Annotated in this window: 13 protein-coding genes; 10 read left to right on the top strand and 3 right to left on the bottom strand. The window is 61.4% G+C overall.

The features are described from left to right. Positions 1-410: 410 nt before the first annotated feature. Positions 411-1,571 (top strand): ATP-binding protein, encoded by a 1,161-nt coding sequence (locus GFD25_RS11415; RefSeq protein WP_239512560.1) that lies wholly within the window; start codon positions 411-413, stop codon positions 1,569-1,571. Positions 1,572-2,018: 447 nt separating this feature from the next. Here the strand turns inward: GFD25_RS11415 and GFD25_RS11420 are convergent, their stop codons facing one another. Beyond that, the gene (locus GFD25_RS11420) at positions 2,019-2,840 is read right to left on the bottom strand and encodes an alpha/beta hydrolase (RefSeq protein ID WP_163232924.1); all 822 of its coding nucleotides are present in this window, start codon (positions 2,838-2,840) and stop codon (positions 2,019-2,021) included. A gap of 512 nt (positions 2,841-3,352) precedes the next feature. Here GFD25_RS11420 and GFD25_RS11425 point away from each other — a divergent pair. From GFD25_RS11425 to GFD25_RS11455, 7 genes are all read left to right on the top strand, one after another. Then, positions 3,353-4,762 carry a CapA family protein gene (locus tag GFD25_RS11425; protein ID WP_163232926.1) on the top strand — a complete coding sequence of 470 codons (1,410 nt, stop codon included), beginning with the start codon at positions 3,353-3,355 and terminating at the stop codon, positions 4,760-4,762. An 11-nt stretch (positions 4,763-4,773) separates the two neighbouring features. Continuing rightward, on the top strand, positions 4,774-5,412 hold the full coding sequence (locus tag GFD25_RS11430) for an IMPACT family protein (RefSeq protein ID WP_163232928.1): 639 nt from the start codon (positions 4,774-4,776) through the stop codon (positions 5,410-5,412). 62 nt (positions 5,413-5,474) lie between these two features. Beyond that, on the top strand, positions 5,475-6,179 hold the full coding sequence (locus tag GFD25_RS11435) for an AbrB family transcriptional regulator (protein ID WP_163232930.1): 705 nt from the start codon (positions 5,475-5,477) through the stop codon (positions 6,177-6,179). Positions 6,180-6,416: 237 nt separating this feature from the next. Beyond that, positions 6,417-8,579: a 4-alpha-glucanotransferase gene (malQ, locus tag GFD25_RS11440; RefSeq protein ID WP_163232932.1), complete on the top strand. Its 2,163-nt coding sequence runs from the start codon at positions 6,417-6,419 to the stop codon at positions 8,577-8,579. A gap of 381 nt (positions 8,580-8,960) precedes the next feature. Then, complete coding sequence (rplM, locus tag GFD25_RS11445; RefSeq protein ID WP_163232934.1) at positions 8,961-9,410, top strand: 50S ribosomal protein L13; 450 nt, start codon at positions 8,961-8,963, stop codon at positions 9,408-9,410. Positions 9,411-9,430: 20 nt separating this feature from the next. Continuing rightward, positions 9,431-9,922 (top strand): 30S ribosomal protein S9, encoded by a 492-nt coding sequence (gene rpsI / locus GFD25_RS11450; protein ID WP_152357670.1) that lies wholly within the window; start codon positions 9,431-9,433, stop codon positions 9,920-9,922. 403 nt (positions 9,923-10,325) lie between these two features. Beyond that, positions 10,326-11,744, top strand: coding sequence for a sugar porter family MFS transporter (locus GFD25_RS11455; protein ID WP_163232936.1), 1,419 nt, complete (start codon positions 10,326-10,328; stop codon positions 11,742-11,744). A gap of 1,011 nt (positions 11,745-12,755) precedes the next feature. Here the strand turns inward: GFD25_RS11455 and GFD25_RS12335 are convergent. Both GFD25_RS12335 and GFD25_RS11460 read right to left on the bottom strand, forming a co-directional pair. Next, positions 12,756-12,902, bottom strand: a complete 147-nt coding sequence (locus tag GFD25_RS12335) for a hypothetical protein (RefSeq protein ID WP_239512561.1) — start codon at positions 12,900-12,902, stop codon at positions 12,756-12,758. A gap of 3 nt (positions 12,903-12,905) precedes the next feature. After that, positions 12,906-13,580, bottom strand: a complete 675-nt coding sequence (locus tag GFD25_RS11460) for a hypothetical protein (protein ID WP_239512562.1) — start codon at positions 13,578-13,580, stop codon at positions 12,906-12,908. A gap of 735 nt (positions 13,581-14,315) precedes the next feature. On the opposite strand from GFD25_RS11460, the gene GFD25_RS11465 reads away from it, so the two are divergent. Together GFD25_RS11465 and GFD25_RS11470 are read left to right on the top strand one after the other, a co-directional pair. Beyond that, positions 14,316-18,152 (top strand): Spy0128 family protein, encoded by a 3,837-nt coding sequence (locus GFD25_RS11465; RefSeq protein WP_163232938.1) that lies wholly within the window; start codon positions 14,316-14,318, stop codon positions 18,150-18,152. 199 nt (positions 18,153-18,351) lie between these two features. After that, positions 18,352-19,833 (top strand): isopeptide-forming domain-containing fimbrial protein, encoded by a 1,482-nt coding sequence (locus tag GFD25_RS11470; protein ID WP_163232940.1) that lies wholly within the window; start codon positions 18,352-18,354, stop codon positions 19,831-19,833. Positions 19,834-19,925: the final 92 nt, after the last annotated feature.

The raw sequence follows: 19,925 nt of genomic DNA on the forward strand, positions 1-19,925 counted from the left end.
GAGACCTACCTCTCCGATGTTCACCTCGCGCTCATCGCCATCCACCTCAAACGACCCTTAGAGTAAACACACCCTAGAACGCCGGCGAGCGCTCGCGGTATGATGATTCCAGCCGATCGGCGTAACGACGCGCCGTGCAGCGTGGCTAATCACGATTTATGGGGTACGTAATGGGGTCCGGGCGTTAGTGGTGTCCCCGATATTCCAATGTTTCCAAGGGTTAACGGCCGTTCGTGGCGGTATCCCTCTGACTCCGCCACCAAGGGTTTCCGGAACTTCCCGAAAACCCTTTTTCGTTTTCCAAATCTTTAGAATAATGGCATCTGATGTTGTTCCTGCGTGAAGTCGTTTATGAATTTTTATGATTCTTGTAGAATGGGAGGCATGTTGTAGAATGTTTATGATTTTTTATGAAAGTAGGTATTATGGCGGCGAATCCGTTCAAGCCCAGTGCCGGGCATCTTCCTCCGGTCCTCATAGGCAGGGACATGGTTCTTGATGATTTCAACGAGGCGCTTGAGGATGGGCCGGGTGCTCCGGGGCGTCTCATGCGGGTCACGGGACCGCGCGGCGTCGGCAAGACCGTCATGCTCGCCAAGTTCGCGGATACCGTCAAAGCACTCGGTTGGCAAGTTATCTCTGAGACATCTCGAAAGGGCATAACGAATCGTCTGGTCGGCCGGCTGCAGCCGCCTAAAGGTAGTTTCAAGTTCAGCATCGATCCCAGCGTTAGTGTTATGGGCATAGGCGGCAGTCTTGGCAGCGTCAGTTACGAGAACAATCATCGTGTCATCGATCTCAGCGATGCCTTGTCCATTCGTATGGATGAGCTGGAGCGCAAGGGGGCTGGACTGCTCGTCACCGTGGATGAAGCGCAATCGATCGATCGTGATGAATTGACGGAAATTGCTACGGCGGTGCAGAACATGACCATCGCGAACCGCAATATGGCGTTTGTGTTCGCGGGTCTGCCCTCGATGGCTTCAAAATGGCTTAACAACGAGGCGACCACGTTCATCCGGCGTGCACAGTACGAACCTTTGGGCGAGGTTCCGCTCGACGAAGTATCCGATGCGCTGCATGCCACGTTCCGTGACACTGATCTGATTCTGGACGGTGAACCGCTGGATGCGGCAACGAAAGCCACTGCTGGGTACCCGTTCATGATTCAGCTGGTCGGCTATCACGTCTGGCGCAATGCCAACCGACGACGGGGAAATGCGGGAGAGAGGGTCGACGTGAATGAAATCGACGTGCGCTATGGCGTCGCGAGCGCTTTGGCGCGGTTGGGAGATACGGTACATGGTCCGGAATTGGATGGATTGTCGCCTGTTGATAAGACATATTTGCTTGCGATGGCGCAGGATGATGGTCCGTCGTCCACGTCATCCATCGCTCAGCGCATGGGGAAAGATGTTCGTTATGCCAGTCGATATCGTGCCCGGCTGCTGGAGGCTCAGGTCATTGTGGAACGTGGGTATGGCAGGGTTGACTTCGCTGTTCCGTATTTGCGTGAATATCTTCGTGAACATGCGGCATATGTGAGGATGACTTCATCCGAAACGGACTAAACCGTCATCGGTTTTCGCGGTGCGCAGGCGTGGAAGGAGAGATGTTGACGTCTTCTATAAGATTGCGGTCGAACTATGCCGGTGTAAGGTTTCCCATCGAAGTAATGAGGTGAGGCGGTCAAGCGAGCCATCCCATTGGCAGCAAGGCGCTACTTGAAGAATGCAAATGACGAGAATCATTCGACGGAACCGATGCCATTGATAAGTTGAATCGTCGCTATTCGCTGATCTCCGCAAAAGGAGACAGGCTCTTCTATCTGTTACCTGTTCACCAAACATCCCGCCCATGAAGAGCTTAGGCAACAAGCCGCGCAGATCCGACCCTTACCCTCATTGATGCACAGGTCGTGTTCGACTGGCCATATGATGATCGCCCGGCTTCCGGAAAATCTTGGAAGCCTTTGGATCGGAACCAGAGGGATTCCGCCCCAAAGGCTTCCACCGCCGTCACGCGGCGAACGTGCGGCCGAGCCAGTCGATGGCCAGCTGCGGCCAGGATTGCACGCACGGCACCCCGTCCTGTCCGCCCCACATCGACTCTTTCGTGCCCAGCGACAGTCCGTGGTCGCCTTCGGGATACAGGTGCGCTTCCACTTGCACCCCGGCCCGTTTGCACGCCTGCACGAGCATGAGCGTGTTCTCGACCGGCACGGTACGGTCGGTCATCGTGTGCCAGACGAACACCGGCGGCGTCACGGCGTCGATATGCCGCTCGATCGACACCGCCTCCAGCCGGTCCGCATCAGCCTTGTGATCCGGTCCCAGCAGTTCGTCGAAGCTGCCGCGATGGGCGAACTCGCCCGACGTGATCACCGGATAGGCGAGCATCAGCGCGTTCGGCCGCACCGCGTCGGGATCGTAGCCGTGCGCTCGCAGATCGTCGTCGCCGGCGCTGGTCGCCAGATTCGCGGCCAGATGGCCGCCGGCCGAAAAACCGATCGTCGCGACGTGATCGGCGTCGACGTGCCATTCGTCGGCGTGCTCGCGGATCAGACGCATCGCCTCGGCCGCCTCGATCAGCGCGACCGGATAGCGGCTCGGCGACACCGAATACCGCAACACGAACGCCTGATATCCGGCGCTCAGGAACTTCAACGCGATCGGTTCGGCCTCGCGGTCGGACGTCATCGCGTAGCCGCCGCCGGGAATCACCAATACCGCGGGACGGCGGCGTTGCATGTCGATTTCGGGACTGTTGTCGATCGCGTATCCGATGAAACGGGCCTTCGACCCGTCAATGCCGTCGATGAACCGTTCGATGTATTGCATGATGCTCCTTCGCGGGCGAATGTGCGTCGGCCGTGTGCCGGTCGCATGTGCCTGCCGTACCGTATGCCGTATCTGTTGCCGTACCTGTCGTACCGTTCGATGATATCGCCGCCGGGTGTTCTGCGGATGATGCCGGCCGCCGTACGATTTCGGCATGTCCGTGATCCGATATGCGATCGGTCGCCGCGGCTCCCTGCCGATGTCGCGAGATGCCGCGAAAGATGTTCTTCTGGGGCATTCCGGATGGGTTTGAACCGTGATTGTCGGGGTAAGTAGCGGAGTCGGAGGTACGCCTTTGTCCGTCCGCCTCCAGTGCCTCATTCTACCGTCCGGAAGCGGGACACGCGGCTGAAAAACGGCACTTTTCCGCGTAAATAGTGTGTTAACGCTCACTATGTCGAAGATCACATCGAAGATGGTGGACAGGAGAAAGACGAGACGACATGGCCGCGACCGCTGCGGCCGATGCCGTCGGAACAAGCCGGGAAGAAGAGTCAGAGGGGACGACTGCCATGAGACACGCCAGCAAGTACGGTCAGCATGTCGATGACGCCAATGTGATCGCCGATCGCCGCACCGCCCGCAAACTATGGTCCGTTTTCGGCGCGATCGCGATCATTGCGGTCTGCGTCGTCATCGGTTGGACGATCGCATGGCTCAACACGCCCGTGCAGCTTATCCCGACCGGGACGGCCGACACCCACTCCGCCGCCGGCTCGAACGCCATCCTCGACAAAACCGAATCCGCTCCCGAGCCGGTCGTCGAGCACCACGGCAACTCGCCCGACTGTCCCGACACCGACTGCATCTCCATCCTCGTCAACGGCGACCTGCTGTTTCACCCCGGCCTATGGAACCAGTACGCCGTCAACCCCACCGCCACCGACGGCACCGCCTTCGACTTCACCGGTCTGTTCGAGCCGTTGCGCAAGTACATCGACGCTTCCGACATCGCGATCTGCGAGTTCGAAACCCCCATCGCCCAGCGCGGCGGCCCCTACAGCGGCTACCCGGTGTTCAACATCCCGCCCGAAGTCGCCGACGCTGCCGCCAAGGTCGGCTACCGCGCCTGCACGCACGCCACCAACCATTCCTGGGACCAGGGCGCGGACGGCATCGCCCGCCTGTGGGACACGCTCGCGGCCGACGGCATCGACCAAACCGGCTCGTACAAGACCGAAGCCGACTCCACCAAACCGCTCGTCATCGACTCGCCGACCGGCGGCGGCAAACTCGGCCTCGTCACCGGCACCGTCTCGCTCAACGGCATGACCGCCGACCATGACTGGCAGGTCGACCGTCTGCGTGAATCCGGCGATCCCAACCACCAGTCCGACATCGACAAGGCCGTCGCCAAGGCCAAGGCCGCCCGCGAACAGGGCGCCGACGTGGTCGCCATCGCCATGCACTCCGTGCAGGAATACCTCGACTACGCCGACTCGTGGCAGCAGTCCGAAGCGCACGAACTCGCCGACACCGGCGCGTTCGACGTGATCTACGGCGCCGGATGTCACTGCGCGCAGCCGATCGAGAACTACAACGGCACCTGGATCATCTACGGTCTCGGCAACACCGTCACCGAATCCGCGGACACGCCGGAGACGATCGTCAACAACCAGGGCGTCACCGCGCGCATCCAGTTCGCCGGCAAAAAGGGACAGTCCGGCACCTGGCGCGTCAGCCGCATCGACTGGACGCCCAGCGCGAACGAGACGCGCGGCAAATACCAGTGGTGCTCGCTCGCCTCCGACCATCCCGACGGCACCTGTTGGAACGAAACGCAGGACGCGGCCGTACGTGAACGCATCACCAACGTCATCTACTCGATGGGCGCCGACCGGGGCGTCGTGCGCGAGTGGAACATCACCGCCGAACAGGCCGCGCGCCAGACGCCGTCCGGCGGTCAGACCTCCGGCGAGTAGGCTGAACCGTTATGCAGACCATCCTCAACACGCCCGACGCGCCCGCGCACGACGCGTTCGTCGAAAAGAAATCCGAGTTCATCGGCGACGCCTGCCACATCGATTCGCTTGACGAGGCGCTCGCGTTCGTCGAAACGATCCGCGAGCAGCATCCGAAATCGCGTCACGTCGCGTACGCGGCGGTGTGCGGCGGTTCGGACGGACGTATGACCGAACGCATGAGCGACGACGGCGAACCATCGGGCACCGCCGGCAAGCCGATTCTCGACGTGCTGCGTCAGAACGGCCTGACCGACTGCGTGGTGGCGGTGACCCGGTATTTCGGCGGCATCCTGCTCGGTTCGGGCGGACTGATCCGCGCGTATTCGACCGGCGCGTCGATCGCGGTCAAAGCGGCGAAGCTGGCGCGGATCGTGCCGTGCAAGCGGTATGCGGTGCGGCTGGAGTACCCGCAGCTCGCGCAGTTCCAGCGGTTGCTCGCCGACTGCGACGGTCTGGCCGACGACGAGGCGTACACGGACCGCGTGGCGTTGCGTGCCGCGGTGCCGGCCGATCGGGCGGACGATTTCGAGGCTCGCGTTCGGGAGACGTTCAACGCGTCCGTGACACCCGAGCCGCTGGACACGGTCAACCGGCCCGTCGCGCTGTGAGGGGTGCTGATGTGTGCGGCGGCGGTGCGTGCCGGTTCCCGTGATGTGCGTAAGGTAGCGGTATGAGCGAAACGAACGAGAACGAACAGCAGCCCGCCGTGGTGCCGGCCGAAGGCGCCGCCGAGACCACGACCGAAGCTGCCGAACAGCAGTCCGCGCCGAAGCATCACGGCCTGCCGGACGGCTTCGAACCGCTGACCGCCACCTACGAGCGGTTGCGTCATTCGACCGATCCGCAGGAACTGTCTGAATTCGCCCGCCGACCGTTGCCGGACAAGTCCGACCAGGCGGCGTTCTCGCGTGCCACCGCACTGCTTGAGGCCGTCGCCGGCAACCCGCACACGCCGGAGGAGGACCGCATCTACCTGGCGCAGACGATGCCGTTCCCGAACGTGCTCGTCAAGCTGTCGGTCGACGACAGCGTCGAGGTGCGCAAGGCCGTCGCCGCCAACGCGGACGACAAGAACTGGTTGGTCGGGCGTCTCACCAAGGATCCCGATCCCGAGGTGCGCGACATCGCACTGCGCAACAAGCGCACGTCGTGGAAGATGCGCATGGAGGGCGCGCAGAATCCGGACGTGGACGCCGACATCCTCGACTTTCTCAGCCGTTTCGGCGTGGAGGCCGAGCCGGACGCGCCGGTCGTGCTCACCGCAATGGTGCGCCGCGCCGTCGCGCTCAATCCGCACACCTCAACCGAAACGTTGCAGCGTCTCGCATCGGACCCCGATCCGGTGGTCGCCAAAGCCGCCGCAAGCCGGCTGTGACCGCGGCGTGAGACGGACGTCACGTCGGCGACGACAGTCGCAATGGACAGTTCGTCTCACATCGTGGAAGGCTTCGAGCGGTTTTCGCCGCAGCGCGCACAATGTGTCCAAACGGTACGCAATCGGTGCCAGACATTGTGCGGAACATGCGCACGGCGCGGACAACTTTTGGCACGGGCGTCGTTTTCGGCGTTTTGGCTAGCGTGGCGCGCCACACCCGGGCATAGACTAAGAAATATGAACGAGAGAACAGAAAGTGCCGAGCGTCTGGCCCGCCCCCTGATTCGTCTTGCGCGTCTGGTCGGTGTCGCCACAAGCTATGTCGGCATGTCTGATGACTACCACGAAATCGAAGACGATGTCCTGGTTGCCGTCCTCGCCGCGCTTGGCATCGACGCCTCCAGCGATGCGGCGATCGTCGCATCCACGCGCCGCATTCTCGACGAGCGCCACGGGCGGCTCGTCAGCCCCACCGTACTGCACATCGCCGGCCGCGAGGACCGCGTCCTTGTCAACACCCCGATCCTGTCGGTGCCCAAGGCGTCCCTCACCCTGGAAAACGGCGAGGAATACGGCAAGCTCGAAGTCGGCGCGGGCGACGGATCGCAGGCGTACGTCATCAACGACAAGTTCATCGCGACCGCATCGGTGATCCTTCCGGCCGACCTGCCGACCGGCTACCACACGCTGCACGTGCAGGTGGGCAGCCGCAGGCAGGACGCCACGCTGATCAGCGCCCCCGCGCAGATCGACGTGCTCGACGAGATGAAGGGCGGCCACCTGTGGGGATGGATGGCGCAGCTCTACTCGATCCGTTCGTCCGAATCGTGGGGAGTCGGCGACTACGAGGATCTCAAGCGCATGCTGGTCGACGCCAAGTCCAAGACCGGCGCCGACTTCATCCTCGTCAATCCGCTGCACGCGGCCGAACCGGTCTCGCCGCTCACGCCGTCGCCGTACCTGCCGGTGTCGCGCCGGTTCGTCAACTTCACGTACATCCGCCCCGAATCGATCGAGGAATACGGCCGTCTGAGCGAAACCGTCGCCGCGAAGATCCGCGAACTGCACGCGCAGGTCGAACCACTCAACGGCGACGCGCAGCTCATCGACCGCGACGCGATGTGGCGCGCCAAGATGGGCGCGCTGTGGCTGATCTTCAAGTCCGGCCGCAACTCGGAACGCCAGGCCGCGTTCGACGCCTACAAGCAGGAGCAGGGCGACGAGCTCGAATCGTACGCCACCTGGTGCCTGTGCTACGACAAGTGGGGTGCGCCGAACGGCAAGGACGACAACTGGGAGAAGACCTTCACCAAGGATTCGCCCGAAATCAAGGCGCTGCGCGAGCAGTACCCCGACACGCTCGACTTCTACCGCTGGCTCGAATGGGTCGCCGTCGAACAGCTTGAGGACGCGCAGCGCGCCGCCCGCAAGGCCGGCATGCGCATCGGCGTCATGTCCGACATGGCCGTGGGCGTGCACCCGCTCGGCTCCGACGTGTGGTGGAACCCGGAACGCTTCGCCAAGGGCGCCACGGTCGGCGCACCGCCGGACATGTTCAACCAGCAGGGCCAGAACTGGAGCCAGCCGCCGCTGAGCCCGCTCGACCTGGAGAACACCGGATACCGCACGTACCGCGACATGGTGCACGGCATGTTCCGTCAGGCTGGCGCGGTGCGCATCGACCACATCCTCGGCCTGTTCCGCCTATGGTGGATCCCGGACGGCAAGTCCGCGACCGACGGCACCTACGTGCATTACGACTCGAACATCATGCTCGGCATCCTCGCGCTCGAAGCGCAGCGTGCCGGCGGCGTGGTGGTCGGCGAGGACCTCGGCGTCGTGCCGAGCTACGTGGCCGACTCGCTGTCCGAGCACGGCATCCTCGGATGCGCGGTCGAATGGTTCGAACAGTTCAACGGCACGTTCCGTGCGCCCGCCGACTGGCGTCCGTACGCGCTCGCCTCGGTCAACACGCATGACCTGCCGCCGGTCGCCGGCTACCTCGAGTACGAGCACGTCAAGCTGCGCGAACAGCTCGGATTGCTCACCGGCCCGAAGGAGGACTTCGAGAAGTCCGCGCAGGCCGAGCACAAGGCGATGATGGAGATGCTCGTCAAGAACGGCTATCTCGATCCGGCCCTGCTGGCCGATGAGCAGGCCAACGAATGGCAGATCATCGAGGCCATGTACCGGGCGCTGCAGGATTCGCCGTGCAAGCTGCTCGCCGCGTCGATCACCGACGCCGTGGGGGAGAAGCGCGCGCAGAACCAGCCGGGCACCAACAACGAGTACCCGAACTGGCGCATTCCGCTGGCCGACGGCGACGGCAACGTCGTTTCGCTCGACGCCCTGTTCGACAACGCCAAGCTGCAGCAGCTCACCGCGATCATGCGCGGATAACGATGCGGGCGGACGGGCGGCTCGCGGGTCGTCCGGTTGGCTGTCGGTGTCGGATCCTTTCTGAAATCCCTCCCCAAACGGGAGGGATTTTTCATGTCCGCCGGACGCGTGTTCGTGGACGCGCTCGCATGCGCGCGTTCATTGGGCGCGCGGCCGCATGGGTGCCCGCAACACGCCCGGCATAATGTCAAGGCAGGCGATACACTAGTAGATTGTTGTGTTTCCCTAAGGGGTCCTTCAAAGCGCTTTCCCACTCGCCATCGAGGACTTTCAGGGAGCCCACGGATAATGAGGTCGAAGCCTCTCGTTTCGCGCGCCCTAACCAAGCGCACGCTCGAGCAGCCGAAACCCGGAACACAATAGATAAGAAAAGGTACACCAGTGAAAACTTTCACTCCGAAGCCAGCTGATCTGACTCACGACTGGTACATCATCGACGCGACCGATGTCGTCCTCGGTCGTCTGGCTACCCAGACCGCTACGCTGCTGCGCGGCAAGAACAAGCCGACCTTCGCTCCGCACGCGGATTCCGGTAACCACGTCATCATCATCAACGCCGACAAGATCGCCCTGACCGGCAACAAGCTGGGCAAGGAACTGTACTCGCACTCCGGTCGCCCGGGTGGCCTGCGTCGCGACACCTACGCTCAGCTGCTTGCCAACAAGCCGGAGCGCATCATCCTGTCCGCCGTCAAGGGCATGCTGCCGAAGAACCGCCTGTCCAAGGTGCAGCTGGATCGTCTCCACATCTTCCGTGGCGCCGAGCACCCGCACACCCCGCAGAAGCCGCAGGTTTTCGAGATCGCTCAGGTCTCGCAGCAGGCTAAGTGAACCGAAGGGAGATAAGAATCATGGCTGAAAACACCAACGACTCCGCGGTTCAGGCAACCGAAGAGGAGCTCACCTCGTACACCACCGAGACCAACGCCGGCGCTGGCACCGGTACTTCCGCGATCGCCCCGGGCTACGGCACCGGCCGTCGCAAGGAAGCCGTCGCCCGCGTGCGTCTGATCCCGGGCACCGGCAAGTGGACCATCAACGGCCGCACCCTGGAGGAGTACTTCCCGTCCAAGCTGCAGCAGCGTGAGGTCAACTCCCCGATCGTCCTGCTCAAGCTCGAAGGCAAGTTCGACGTCGTCGTCCTCGTTGACGGCGGTGGCACCACCGGCCAGGCCGGCGCCATCCGTCTCGGCGTGGCCCGCGCGCTGAACGCCATCGATCGTGACGCCAACCGCGCCACCCTGAAGAAGGCCGGCATGCTGACCCGTGACGCCCGCGTCGTCGAGCGCAAGAAGGCCGGTCTGCACAAGGCTCGTCGCGCTCCGCAGTTCTCGAAGCGTTAAGCCTTCGCCTTTACGGCTCTATTGGATGCCCCTCGTTGCCCGTGTGGTGCGAGGGGCATTCGTGTATGTGCGTGGGTGTTGGCGCCGGTGCGCGGCGGTGTGCGGCGATGCGAGGTTATCGTCGCTGGTGTTGTCGCGGGTGCGCTGGGGTGTCATGCGGCGGGTGTTGTCGCGGGGATCGGCATATACTGTCAGCCGCATAAAAACACGTTGTAGCAGGGTTGTTACTCGATACGAGGCAAGGCCTGGAACGGTATATGGCATGGTCTGCCATACCGTTCCGGGCCTTTTTCGTTCCGTTCGCCGGTCGCCGTCGGCGGATGGATGCGACGTGATCCATCGGTGTCGGGGCGACGGTCGCCCCCGATGATCCGGTCAACGACGATGAAAGGAACACAGGAACATGGCAGAGGCGACGGATACCGTGACGGGCATCGAAGCCGCGGAACCGCACTGGTCCACGCGATTTCCGCTCAATGGCGCGTTCATCTTCACGTTCGGCGCGCTTGGCGGCATGCTGTTCGGCTTCGACACGGGCATCATCTCCGGTGCATCCCCGCTGATCGAATCGGATTTCGGACTGTCCGTCTCGCAGACCGGTTTCATCACGTCGTCCGTGCTCATCGGTTCGTGCGTGGGCGCGCTGTCGATCGGCACGCTGTCCGACCGGTTCGGCCGCAAGAAACTGCTCATCGTCTCCGCGATCCTGTTCCTGATCGGATCGGGCATGTGCGCCGCCTCCACGGGATTCCTCATGATGGTCGCCGCGCGCATCATCCTCGGCCTCGCGGTCGGCGCCGCATCCGCGCTCACCCCGGCCTACCTTGCCGAACTCGCGCCGAAGGAGCGCCGCGGATCGTTGTCCACGTTGTTCCAGCTCATGATCACCTTCGGCATCCTGCTCGCATACGCGTCCAACCTCGGTTTTCTGAATCACAACCTGCTCGGCGTGCGCGACTGGCGTTGGATGCTCGGATCGGCGCTCGTGCCCGCCGCGCTGCTGCTGTTCGGCGGCCTGCTGCTGCCCGAATCTCCGCGCTACCTCGTGAACAAGGGCGATGAGCGCAACGCGTTCAAGGTTCTCACGCTCATCCGCACCGACGTCGATCAGACGCAGGTGCAGCTCGAACTCGACGAGATCAAGGAAGTCGCCGCGCAGGACGTCAAGGGTGGCGTGGGCGAACTGTTCGGCACCGCGCGCCCGGCGCTGATCGCGGCCGTGGGCATCATGCTGTTCCAGCAGCTCGTCGGCATCAACTCGGTCATCTACTTCCTGCCGCAGGTGTTCATCAAGGGCTTCGGCTTCCCCGAGAACGACGCTATCTGGGTGTCGGTCGGCATCGGCGTCGTGAACTTCGCCGCCACGATCGCGGCGACGATGATCATGGACCGGTTTGGCCGCAAGCAACTGCTCATCTGCGGTTCCGTGGTGATGACCGTCACGCTGGCGATCCTCGCCGTGATGAACTTCACGGGCGACGTGAGCAAGCTTGCCGTGCCGACCATGGTGCTCATCGCCTGTTACATTCTCGGATTCGCCCTGTCGTGGGGGCCGATTTCGTGGGTGCTTGTCGGCGAGATCTTCCCGCTGTCGGTGCGCGGCATCGGGTCCTCGTTCGGTTCGGCGGCGAATTGGCTCGGCAACTTCGTCGTCTCCCAGTTCTTCCTTATGCTGCTGGCCGCGTTTGGCAACAACGTGGGTGGGCCGTTCGCGATCTTTGGCGTGTTCTCGCTGCTGTCGATTCCGTTCGTGATGCGCTTCGTGCCCGAGACGAAGGGTAAGTCGCTCGAACAGATCGAGGAGGAGATGACCAGGCGGTAGCGCGGGGTTGGGTGCGTGTGCCCTTGGCGGGGTGCATGTGCCCTGGTGCGCGCTACCGCCGGGTTGCCGGGGTGAGCGTGTGCCTGCTGGAAGCGTGATGCAGCTGGTGCGTTGGGATGCTCGGACATTGGAATGCCGGGTACAGCGGTGCCGTGTGTCCCTAGGAACCTCCCAGAAGCCGGGTTTTGAGTGATTCGGCCTGCCGTGGTACCGAATGTGTGCCACGGTAGGCCGAATCACTCAGGAATCTTCTGTTGTGGCAAGAACTTGTGCCAAGGTAGGCGATTTTTGGGGTTTTTCTATAACCGTGGCGAGGCGCTCCTGCATGCGAGGATGGGCGCTTTTCGGGAATGGCGGATTTCCAACGGTTTTGGGAATCCGGTGGTTGTCCCGGTAGTGGTGCGTGTCGATTAATCGGGTACTGTGGCGAGTTGCTGTGTCTCGGTAGCCGTTTTTCTTCCGATTCGTTCTAGCGTGGCATGTTTTCTTGTCCCGGTAGCTGTTTTTGGAGGGTTTTGAGGAACCGTGGCGCGTTGCTTCGGCGGGTGTGGATGGGCGCTTTTTTGAGAATGGCGGATTTCCAACGATCCGTGGTTTTGATGGTTGTCCCGGTAGTGGTGCGTGTCGATTAATCGGGTACCGTGGCGAGTTGCTGTGCCACGGTACCCGATTTCTGCTCGATTTGCTTTACCGTGGCACGTTTTCTTGTCCCGGTAAGACAATTGCAAGGCAAAATCGCTACCGTGGCACGAATTTCTGCTTCCGCCACGCATGATGACGTTTTTTTTGATATGTCTCCCGAGACTTTCCTAGGAAACGCTCGCCAATGACGCCGGCCCAGTGAATTTGCGCTCGCCCACTTGCTCGACGCCCCGCGCTCATTCGTGGGTCTGATTCGACGCATTTGACCGTCTTCGCCATTCTGATCCTGTTACCAGTGCATTCGAACGCCGGGTGCGTTCGAACACCGGCCAGTGCATTCGGCCGCACGCCACCCCGCGCTCATCCACCTTATTCGCCGCGCAGTCGCTCAATCGGCCGGGCGATCACCTCGAACCGCATCGGTGCCCCGTGCAACGCCAGTTGCCGTGCCACATGAAACGCGAATTCCGCCCGCGACACATCATCGGTGAGGTTGGCGGCCGTCGCGATGATCACCGTTCATCCCCGACTGCGCAGGTATTCGCGTTTTTCCTGATCGCGCCGCCACTGCTTGCGATCCGTCCGGTGATGGTCCCCGTCGTATTCGACAGCGACCCGCCATTGCGGCCATGCGAGATCAAGCGTCATCGCCGCGCCCGAGCGGAACCGCGCCTCCGGTACGGTGTAACCGGTTTCAACCTTCGGCAGCCCATGCCGCCGCAACAATAACCGGCATTCGCTCTCCTTGGGAGAATCCACGTTCGCCGCGATCAGCGTCCCCGCCCGTAAGCACGCCGTTTTCCCATTGAACTTCGGCATCGCCGCAATGCTCGCCAGCAGGTCTCGCCGCACCTCGACCGGGGATCGCCCGCGAGCCGATGTCGGTTGGGAGGCGACCGCCCGGATGGTCGAATCACCCAATACGATCAACGACTCGAACGGCACATATGACGCCAATTGTGCCCACGTGTGGAACAGGTCGAGCGCATACACGCGCGAGGTGATGCGCACCAGCGGCACGGTGCCAAGTGGCGCGGTGCCGGGCGGCGCGGCGTCCAGCGGCGCACCGTCAAGAATCCGCCACACATGCGGCTGGATGATGTCGGGCGTAAGACCGCGTTTCCGCACACGCTTGCCGTGCGAACTGGACACGGTGTGCAGCAACGTGGTATCGAGCGTGCAGGTGTCGGGCAATGGCACGGATTGCAGGGCAAGCGACGTGGTCATGCCGAACAGCAGCTTGTGCCCGGCTCGTTCGGCGGCATCGGTGCATCGTTGGATGGTGTCGTGCCTGACTTGTTTCAGAACGTCGCCCATTGCGGGAGATGGGTCGTTCGGTGCGGAAGGGGCGTCAAAGGAGGCGGAGGAATGTCCGCCGGGTGAGGAAGCGTCGTCGTTGATGATCATAAGGCAACCGTAACGGCATCGGCGGTCGCGCGCAGTCGGCTGGTGTGAGAATGTGGATAACTTACGACATTCGCCGGTGAATGTGGATAACTCGACCCGGTCGTGCCGGAATTGATTGCCGATCGGAACGATCGCGGATGCGGTAGGTGTGGAGGCGGCGCGTATGAACGGCCGGTGCCTTTGCGGCGAACGCGCGGTGAACGAGTGCACGTATATATAAGGTATCGTTCGTCGCCGGTTACCCCGAACAAACCGACGGATCGGCCCCGAACATGCGGCATATACCACGGATGACATGCCGATGGCTGTCCGAATACTGTGCAATGCCGTGCGTTTCTCCGAATTCTTTCCCCGAGTTACGGGGGTACTGGCCGCAGACGCAACAAGGCCTGATGTCAAGGAATCACGTCTTCGCGTTTCACTCGACGGTGATTTACGGGGGATGAAACCGGCGAAGTGCCCCACTAATTTCCGAGAAGTAAGGGTGTAAAGAGACGTCTTTACGGACGGAGTGTGAGAGTGATGGCAAGGAAACCTTGGAACAAGATTTCCGCGCGTATGGTCGCGTCGGTGTCGGCTGTGGCGATGTTGGCCACGCTGGCGATTTCCGGCACGGCATTTGCGTTGGGGGACAACAGCAGCGACGGTACGACTGATGCGAACGGCGGCGCGACCGCCACGCAACAGACGGCCGACCAGAAGCAGACCGATACGACCGGCGACGGTACGACGGACAACGGCGCGGCGGACACTGCGAAGGACGATGCGACGACCGGTTCGACCGATGGCACTGCCGATGACACGATCGGTACGTCTGACGACGCGTCCGATGCCAAGCAGACGACCGACGTGAAGCAGTCCGACCAGTCCGCCGACGACAAGACGGCCGGCACTCAGTCGCAGTCCGACGCCAAGGCCTCGGACACGACCGATGCGGATGCCGCTAAGGCGGATGCGGCGGTGAGCCCTGCCGCTCTGAACGACCACACTGTGCAAGGTGTGTCGCCGAACGGCACTACGATCAACGCGTTTGATTATTGGGTATGCAACCAGGATCCGACTCGGGACAATACGGATTGCACCGGTATTGGGGACAGTGGCATCAATGCTGATCACGCTCTGAAATTCCGCACTAATGACGGTACGTTCAGTGACTCCATCAATAAATGGACAACGAATTCCACCCCGCGTCAGGGACTTGTGTCAAGGACGCTAATCGATGGATATCCGCAGCTATCTGCTACGTATGGCAGCCAGTCGCTGTCCTATCTGTTCGACGGTACGGATGTGACTGGCAAGAGCTCCTACATGGACACTTCCGGTCTGCTGCAGGTTGATAGCAAGGGTTACTACTACTACAACGCGCTGTCTACCGCATATCAGCGCGGTACGTTTGATAGCGCGAATTTTGCCACGCTTAATACGTCTTCGAAGGCTTGGACCCTGTATGACACGTGGGCTGTGAACGCCGGTGGCAACGATTCGACGATGAACGGACAGTTCTTCCCGTTTAATCAGGCCAGCACGGTTCTTTCCGAAGATAGGAATGGGCTCACTCAGAGGAACATTGCATCGAGTAACGGGTCTCTGAACCATTACTTTGGTTTGTCCATGTCGTCCCGTTTTGTACAGCCGAAAGGCGGCGTGATCCAAGAGGGTCTTGGTCAGGGACAGAAGATGAGCTACCACTTCTCCGGCGATGATGATGTGTGGGTGTTCATCGATGGTGTGCTGGTCGGTGATCTGGGCGGTATCCATAACGCATCCACGCTCGACATCGATTTCAGCACCGGAACGGTCAGCGTGAGCGGTGAATACGATACGACCTTGCGAGAGCTGTACAACTCGGCGCGTCGGTTGAACGTAACGTCGTGGAACGGCAATACCTTCGCCGACAACACGTACCATACGCTGAACTTCTTCTATCTCGAACGCGGCAACACGGACTCGAACATGAGCCTGAAGTTCAACCTGAAGACGATCCCGGAAAGCGAGATCCACAAGGTCGATCAGAACAACGGCCCGGTCGCGGGCGCGGAGTTTTCGCTGTACGCCACGGATAACCAGTATTCCGCTACTGGCCGCACCCTGATCGGTACTGGTACGACCGAAAGCAACGGCACGCTGGTTCTGAAGGATGCGGAAGGCAAGATCGTCAGCTTCGATGACCTGTACACCGGTGCCAACCATTACACGCATTACGCGCTCGTGGAGACCAAGGTTCCGGACGGCTATCGTCGTGCTCCTGACGCCACGGAAATGCATTTGCATTACATGGCGGTGGACAGCGAGCAGGGTACGGGTACCGAAAGCGGCGTGGTGCTGTCGGAAACCAATCCGAACGAGTCCGGCAGCCTGTGGAGGACTGGTTCCCTTGCTCTGGCCAAGGTGACCACGACCGCTACCACGAACATCACCGATCTGAAAGGGAACGTGATTGACCCGAGCCCCAATAAGGGCGGCGTGATGTTTGCCGTGGTGATGAAGCGCGATAAGTCGGTGTCCGACATTGATTCGTCCGATGCGTGGAAGGGTGTTTCCGGCGATCAGCTCAAGGGATGGCGTTATTCGAAGGCCAATGGCCTGGCCGGCGTGATCGAGTCGTATAAGGCCAATAAGGCCAACGGCGACGCGAACGAGTTCGAGCCCACTACCAGCGGCGGCTATGAGGTCAAAATCGAGAACCTCCCCGGAGATATCGAGAAGTACTATTACCTGCTCGACAGCAATGAAAAGGGCCAGACCGAATACACGGTCGCGTACTATTACTCCTCGGATAAGAACAATGTCACGGTGAATAACACCGTGCGCATGAACTTCGCGAACTTCACGCGTCAGTTCTCTGCGAACTTCTACATTCCGAACATCAAGAACGAGCTGTTCGTGCAGAAGGTCGATGATGCGGGCAAGACGATCGCCGCCGATGCGACGTTCACTCTGTACCGGATCAGCGACAGCGTCAGTGGTGCGGATGTCAATTGCGCCACGGCAACCTTGGGCAATGCGTATGACACGGTGACCGTGAACGGAACTGCGAATGCCAATGGTCTGAAGGTCAAGGGTTCGGGCATCTTCCCCACGGGAACCAACAAGCTCACCAAGGGTACGTACTGCCTGGCTGAGACCAGCCAGCCGACCGGCTATAAGCTGAATGCGACCAGGTCGAAGATCGTGGTGAACGATTACGGCGTGTTTGCCGATGCCGGTTCGGCCGATGATGGCATGCGCGTGTACCGTGGCGCTGGCTGGCTGGTGCGCCCGATGTCGTCGTTCGCCACGAACGATGACGTGGACAACACCCTGACGTGGATCAAGAGCACGCCGCGCGGCGTGACCGGATTCGACGCCACCACTGGCTCTCCTACGGTGAATGCGACTGTTCCCGCTGAGGGATACCGCGCCAGGGTCGATGGCGATGGTCAAATGGTGACGGCGAGGAGCAGGACGACCACGGATCTTCAGCTGAAGTATGATGTCGACGGCGATCCGGTGCTGGCATACGGCTATAGTGCGCGTCAGGCCGGCGACGACACGTTGTACGCGTTCGATGAAGGCTGGGGCTTGGTCAGTTCGACCCAGGATGTGGTGCCATCTGAGCGGGACAATGACCCGGACTACAATTCCGAGGCCGATCATACGAATCTCGGTAATCTGCGTCTGAGCAACCTCGTCACCGGTTCCGTGATCGTTCAGTTCACCGACGAAACCGTCGATGCGAAGGCCCGTATCTCGCTGGACAAGCAGGTGAAGGGCGCTGATTGGACTGGTGCGAACGACAAGAACTTCACGTTCTCGCTGGTTCGTACGGATACGGTCAATGCCGATGTGACGGCCGGCGATACGAAACTCACCCAGTGCACGGCGACTGACTGGAAGGATTGCACGACGCTGTCCGCCCACACGGTCGGTGAGATCAAGGATGGCAATACGCAGCGTGTCGGAGTGAATGACGACAAGTCGGTCACCGATGGTGCGTTCCCTGAGCTGACGTTCACACAGGCGGGTACGTACACGTTCTCCATCAAGGAAACCAATGATGGGGTTGCGGGTTGGCATTATGACTCGACGGTGTACAAGGCCACGGTTGCCGTGACTTCGGATGGCAATGGCGGACTTAACGCTGAGGTCACGTACGGAAGGGTGAACGATTCGGGTTCCGGCGGCAATATCGGCGGAACCGGTACTGACGGCCTTCCCACCTTCGTCAACGCGTATGTCGCGGTGTCGTCGTTGCCGTTGACGGGTGGTGACGCGTCGGCGCGTGACTGGCTGATCGGCGGTGGCGTGTTCGCCGCGCTGGCCGGATTGGCGTTGGCGCTGACCTATGAGTACCGCAGGCGCAAGGGTCTGACGGTATGAGCCGAATCCCCGCTTCCGGTTCCGGCCGGCCGCCCGTGAAGGGTGACGGGCCGGTCGGGGCCGGGCGGGGAGCCGAGGGCGATCGCCCTCCTATCAGAATTTGCGGATCGCGGAAGCCGGTAACGGTTCCTGCCTCCGCGGTTGCAGAAATAGCAATAACCAAATAATCACAAGGAAATCAAGGAAGAGAGGGTTTCTCATGAAGTTGAGGAAGCTTTTCGCGGGCGTCGCCGCTGCGGCGACCCTGTTCGGTGGTCTCGCCCTCGGCGCCACCACCGCCAACGCGGCCGAGAACGATGCCTCGTTCACTGTGAACGCGGGCGCCGATTTTACGTTCGAGGCCAACCAGCTGCACGCGTACTACATTGGTAAGTACGAGCACGCTGTGTTCGGCGCGGATGGTAAGGCCACGAACGTTGACGTGACCGCTGCCGCCGATACGGTGAAGACGGCTGCGGCCGCTTCGACCACTGTCAAGGACTTCGGCGGCTATCCGGACGCGGTATCGTACTTCGCGGCTGGCAAGGGCACCGCTGCTGATCTCAAGGCGTTTGCCGATGCTCTGGCGATGAAGACCGATCAGCTCGGCATGGCCGTTGTCCCGACGCTGTCTGATGACAGCAAGACCGCAACGTTCTCCCCGGTGCAGCAGGGTTGGTACCTCGTGACCGATAACAGTGGTTCCGCACTGCTGGTCGGTACCAAGATCTGGAATGCGACTGCCGGAGAGTTCGCCGATTTCGCCGGTCAGACGCTCGGCACTGCGGACGCCAAGCCGTCCAACGTCCCGACACCTGGCAAGACCGCGGACAAGGATTCCGTGACCGTCGGCGATACGGTCGAGTACACCCTGACCGGCACGATCCCGAACTACACCGGTAATGAGACCTATCAGTACGATTTTGTCGATACTCCGTCTGACGAGCTCGACATCAACGCTGGTTCCGTGACCGTGAAGATCGGCGGCCAGACCGTTGCTTCCTCCGATGATCAGTCCACCGGCGTGAAGGTCACTTATCCGACTGCTGACGCCAAGACTCTGACCATCGCGATTGATGCCGCCAAGTTCAAGATCGGCGCTGCGATCGAAATCACGTACACCGCTACCGTGAAGGGTGACGCCACTGGTGATATTGTGAACTCCGCTGTCATCAAGCATGATAACAACCAGTCCGGTACCCCGGGTTCCAAGACCGTCGTCACCACCCCGGTCCAGTTCACCAAGGTCGGCGTTGACGAGGCTGCGAACGGTCTTGCCGGCGTCGAGTTCACCATCGCTCCGAAGGCTGATACGAAGACCCCGGCTCTGCCTGCCGAATACACCGCAAAGGCGACTTCTGATGCTAACGGTGTCGTGAAGTTCGCTGGTCTTGCCGATGGCACCTACACCATTACTGAGACCGGATACGCTGCCGGCTACCTGAAGACCCCGTTGTCCTTCGACATCACGGTCAAGAACGGTACGGTTACCTTCACCAAGGATGCTCTTGGACTCGTCACCCCGGGTACTCAGGCTAACGGTTCCGACACCGTGGTGAAGAACGTGAAGAACGTCACCGAGCTCCCGCTGACCGGTGCCGCCGGCACGGCGCTGTTCACGATGGTTGGTCTGTTGCTCGCGGGCGCTGCCGTCACCGTGTTCGCCAAGTCCCGTTCCACCAAGCGCGCCCTGCGCGCCTGACACCAACGTCGACTGACTGACTAGGGTGTGTTTACTCTAAGGGTCGTTTGAGGTGGATGGCGATGAGCGCGAGGTGAACATCGGAGAGGTAG

Source organism: Bifidobacterium aerophilum (assembly GCF_010667685.1).
GTDB lineage: Bacteria > Actinomycetota > Actinomycetes > Actinomycetales > Bifidobacteriaceae > Bifidobacterium > Bifidobacterium aerophilum.